The organism is Methylopila musalis (assembly GCF_042679725.1).
GTDB lineage: Bacteria > Pseudomonadota > Alphaproteobacteria > Rhizobiales > Methylopilaceae > Methylopila > Methylopila musalis.
On the sequence record NZ_JBHTMX010000230.1, the window covers coordinates 1 to 4,214 of the forward strand.

The window sequence follows — 4,214 nt, forward strand, 5'->3', positions numbered from 1 at the left end:
CGTCGGCGGCGAGGTCGGCGCGGATGGCTTCGAGCGCCCGCTCCTGCGCGCCCGTGAGAGAGAACGGCAGGGCGGCGAGGACCGCCGCCGTCACGCGGCCGTCGCCGACGCTCGCGCGGCCCTTGGCGCGCTTCATGTGCGCGCGCACGAGCTGCAGCGCGAGCTGGTTCGCGAACAGCTCGTCATAGGCGAGCCGCGTCAGCGCCGGACCGTCGGGGGCGATCTCTTCCGGACGGGTCGGTCGGTGCAGGGCGTTGAGGCTTGCGGCGAAACCCGCGAAGCCGCGCTGGCGCAGGAAGGCGGCGTCGAGCCATTCGGGCAAAGCGGGAAGCCGGTCCAGCGCCGCGCGGGCGATGCGGCCGACGAGACTGTGCGTCAGCCCCTCCACCAGCGGATAGGTGGGCTCCACAGGCGGCAGCTTCGACAGGCCCTCGGCGTCGAGCACATGGGCCGGGTGGACCATCTGCGGCATGCCGTCGAACAGCTCCGCCGCGCCCGCGATCCAGCGGGTCTCGCCGAGGGGTAGCAGATGCTCGATGAAGGGGGCCTTGGCGCGGAAGAACACCAGCGTCATGGCGCCGGTGTCGTCCGCCACCACCACGCGGTAGGGCGCGCGGGGGCTGCGCGGCGGCTGATGGCGCTCCACCACCGCCTCCACCAGCGCGGTCTCGCCGGGAACGAGCTCCGCGATGGTCGCGCGCGTGCGCCGGTCCACGCCGCCGGTCGGCGCGTGCAACAGCACGTCGATCACCCGCGGCCCGTCGCCGCCGGGCGGCGCGCCGAGCAGGCGCGTCAGCGCCTTCGCCACCTTGGGGCCGACGCCGGGCAGCGCCGTCGCTTCGGCGAACAGGGGATCGAGGCGGGAGTCGCGCATGGCGCTAATGGAGGCGCCGCGCCGCCCGGACGCAAGAGGCGGCGTGCGCAAAGGTCCGGCGCGTGAACCGCGCCGGACCCGCGTCGTCGTCGCGCGATGCGCGGCGGCGGATCAGAACCGGTAGCTGACGCCGGTGAGCAGGGTGTGGGTCTTGGTGTCGACCTTGGCCTTCACGCCGGCGGCCGACCAGTCGTAGCTCTTGGAGCCGAAGTCGGCGTAGCGGTACTCCGCATGGACGCGCCAGTTGGCGCTCAGCGCCGCCTCGACGCCGCCGCCCACCGTCCAGCCGACGCGGGTGCGGGACTTGGAGAACCCGTCCCCGAGGCCGCCCCAGACATAGGCGCCCGACACCTGTTCGCGCAGCAGCGCGACGCCGCCGGTGGCGTAGAGCAGGATCTGCTCGGTGGCGAGATAGCCGACGCGGGCGCGCACCGTGCCGTCCCAGGTGTGCTTCACCCGCGCGCCGGCGGCGCCGAAGGGCGCGACGACGACGGCGAGCGTGCTGGTGGAGCCGATCGGCTCGGCGATGGTCTTGCTCGCCTTGCCCCAGGCGGCGTCGGCCAGCACGCCGACCACGATCGAGGGCGAGACCTGATGGTCGTAGCCGAGGCGCACGCCGCCGGTGAAGGTGTCGAGATCGAACGAGCGGCTGGCCGAGATCGGGGCGCCGCCGACGGCCGCGGCCGAGAGGGTGGCGACCGGGGTGGTGGGCGTCAGCGGCACGGTGTCGAAGCGGGCCTTGCCGTCCGCATCCGCCCAGCGGTGGCCGCCCTGAACGCCCACGTGGAAGCCGGTCCAGCTCGGGACGTCGGCGTACGAGGCTCCAAGGTCGGCGGCGGAGGCCCCCGAGACGTGGACAAGGGACAGCGTCGCAAGCGCGACGACGGCGGCGGTCTTGGTCATGATCGGCAGTTCCCCCAACGCCGCATGCTTCGGCGCGGGGGACACCCTCGACGAACATGCTTAATCGGGGGTTAACGCGAGGACGTTCGCGAAGAAACGGCTTTCACGTCTTCAGTATTGGTCTGAAATCATGGCGCCAAAGCGCGCGCGTTGCAGCGCGGCGGCAAGCTTCGACGCCCGGGGGAGGGCGATCGTCGCCGGATCGGGCGGCCGCGCGCCGTGTCCGCGAGAAAGATGGCCGGCGACCGTTTTGTGATCCGCCGCGGCTAGAGACTTCGCGCGGCTCGCGCCTATGTCGCGGAGATGGACCTTGCAGCCACGCTCCGCCGCGCGGGCCTCGCCGCCGCTTTCGCCCTCACGTCGCTCGCCGCGCAGGCGCAGGACGTGGTGGGCGGGCTGGTCGAGCGGCGGCTTCTCACCCACAGCGAGGCGCTCGGGCGGGACATCGCCTACAGCCTCTACCGCCCGGCGGTCGCGCCCCGGGAGGGCGAGGTGTGGCCGACGCTGTTCCTGCTGGAGGGGCGCCCCAGCGAGACCGACTGGCTCGATCAGGGAGACGCCCAGAACATCCTGGACCGCGCCATCGCCGACGGCGTCATTCCGCCGATGCTGGTGGTGATGCCGGTCGCGCCGCACAGCTGGTACGTGGACAATCCCGATCCCGGCGGCCACGGACGCATGAAGACGGCGATCACGCAGGATCTGCGCGCGGCGCTGGAGCAGCGTTTTCCGCTCGCCCGCTGCCGGGAGGGCCGGGCGGTCGCAGGCTTGTCCATGGGCGGCTACGGCGCGCTGCTGTTCGCGCTCGACGCGCCGGACCTGTTCGGCGCCGGCGTCAGCCTGTCGGGCGCCATCGCGCCGCCGATCGGGGAGGGCGACGACGAACGCGCGGCGCGGGCGGATCGCTTCTACGACAAGGCCTTCGGCGCGCCGCTGGCGCGGGAACGGTTCAACGCCTGGAACCTGTTCGGCAAGGCGGAGGCGCTGCGGCGGGCCGCCGAGAAGCCGGCGATCTTCCTGTCCATCGGCGACCGGGACCGCGCGGGCCTGCTGCAGAGCACGACGCTGCTGCACGCGCAGCTCCTGCGCGCGGGCGTCGACAGTTCGCTGCGCGTCGGGTCCGGCGGGCACGACTGGGAGGTGTGGAAGCGGGATCTGGCTGCGGCGCTGGCGTGGCTCGGCCCGCGGCTCGACACGCGCTGCGACAGCGAGATCGCCTCTCGCGAAGGCGCCGCCCTGCGCTGAGCGCCCAGCTTTGAAGCGTGACGGCCTGTGCGGCGCGGCGTAACGTTTCCGTGACGGCCGCGGGAGGCGCGGCCGGGTTTTCAGCGCGGAAGCCTCGCCATGACGCCGCCGTTCCGCCGTCTCCTGTCTCTCGCCGTCGCGTCCGTCCTCGGCCTCGCCGCATGGCCTGCGGTCGCGGGCGTGGTGCAGCGCGACCTGACCGCGCCGAGCCCCGCGCTCGGCAAGCCGATCCGCTACAGCCTCTATCGTCCGGCCGCCACGCCCGCGCCCGGCCAGCGCTGGCCGGTGCTTTACCTGCTCCACGGCGGCGGCCCAGGCGAGGCGGACTGGCTGGACGCAGGCGGCCTCGCGAGCGCCATGGACGAGGCCATCGCCGAGGGGCGGATGCCGCCGACCGTCGTCGTCATGCCCCAGGCGGGCGACAGCTGGTACGTGGACAACACCGACATCGGCGGCGCGGGCGCCATGGAGACGGCGCTGACCCGCGATCTGGTCGCCGCCATCGACGCCCGCCTGCCCACCGCCGCCTGCCGCGAGGGGCGGGCGGTGGCGGGCCTGTCCATGGGCGGTTACGGCGCGCTGCTGTTCGCCTTCGACAAGCCGGGCAAGTTCGCCAGCGCCATCAGCCTGTCCGGCTCCATCACCCAGCCGATCGCGCCGCAGATGACGCAGCGGCTCAAGCGCGCCCGCACGTTCTACGACGGCGCCTTCGGGACGCCGTTCGACGTGAAGCGCTTCAACCGCTGGAACCTGTTCACCAAGGTCCGCCAGCTCGCGCTGCGCCGCCACAAGCCGGATGTGTATCTGAACGCCGGCGATCGCGACCCCGGCGGCATCGTGCAGGGCACGACGGAGATGCATCTGGCGCTGCTGCGCGCGGGTGTGGACAGCACGATGACCGTCGCGCCCGGCCGGCACGAATGGAGCCTGTGGCGCCGGGAGCTCGGGCCGGCGCTGGTCTGGCTCGGCGCCCGGATCGACCCGACCTGCGGCGCCTCCGGGCAGGCTGCGGCGCACACGCGCTCGACCCAATAAAACAGCGCCGGAACGGGGGTTCCGGCGCTGTCCTGTCGTGATCTCATCCGGTCGTCCGACCGGCCGGCGTCCGGCGCGGTCGGTCCGGCCGGAAGCCGGGTTCAGCCCTGGCGACGGTCGCCCTGCGGACGGCCGCCACCCCCGCCGCGGCGGGGAC

Annotated in this window: 3 protein-coding genes and 1 pseudogene; 2 read left to right on the top strand and 2 right to left on the bottom strand. The window is 73.4% G+C overall.

The genetic code is table 11. The annotated features are described in order from the left end of the window. Positions 1–874: pseudogene (locus ACFQ4O_RS15700) on the bottom strand (ATP-dependent DNA helicase RecG); the annotation flags it as partial. Between the two features lie 111 nt (positions 875–985). Continuing rightward, positions 986–1,777: an outer membrane protein gene (locus ACFQ4O_RS15705; protein ID WP_378776999.1), complete on the bottom strand. Its 792-nt coding sequence runs from the start codon at positions 1,775–1,777 to the stop codon at positions 986–988. A 303-nt stretch (positions 1,778–2,080) separates the two neighbouring features. Here ACFQ4O_RS15705 and ACFQ4O_RS15710 point away from each other — a divergent pair, with 303 nt between their 5' ends. Both ACFQ4O_RS15710 and ACFQ4O_RS15715 read left to right on the top strand, forming a co-directional pair. After that, positions 2,081–3,022: an alpha/beta hydrolase gene (locus tag ACFQ4O_RS15710; RefSeq protein WP_378777001.1), complete on the top strand. Its 942-nt coding sequence runs from the start codon at positions 2,081–2,083 to the stop codon at positions 3,020–3,022. Between the two features lie 99 nt (positions 3,023–3,121). Further along, complete coding sequence (locus ACFQ4O_RS15715) at positions 3,122–4,057, top strand: alpha/beta hydrolase (RefSeq protein ID WP_378777003.1); 936 nt, start codon at positions 3,122–3,124, stop codon at positions 4,055–4,057. Positions 4,058–4,214 lie beyond the last annotated feature (157 nt).

What these genes read in the sequence shown, in the direction of transcription:
- ACFQ4O_RS15710 (WP_378777001.1), top strand. Translation starts at nt 2,081, where the DNA reads ATGGACCTTGCAGCCACGCTCCGCCGCGCGGGCCTCGCCGCCGCTTTC.
- ACFQ4O_RS15705 (WP_378776999.1), bottom strand. Translation starts at nt 1,777, where the DNA reads ATGACCAAGACCGCCGCCGTCGTCGCGCTTGCGACGCTGTCCCTTGTC.
- ACFQ4O_RS15715 (WP_378777003.1), top strand. Translation starts at nt 3,122, where the DNA reads ATGACGCCGCCGTTCCGCCGTCTCCTGTCTCTCGCCGTCGCGTCCGTC.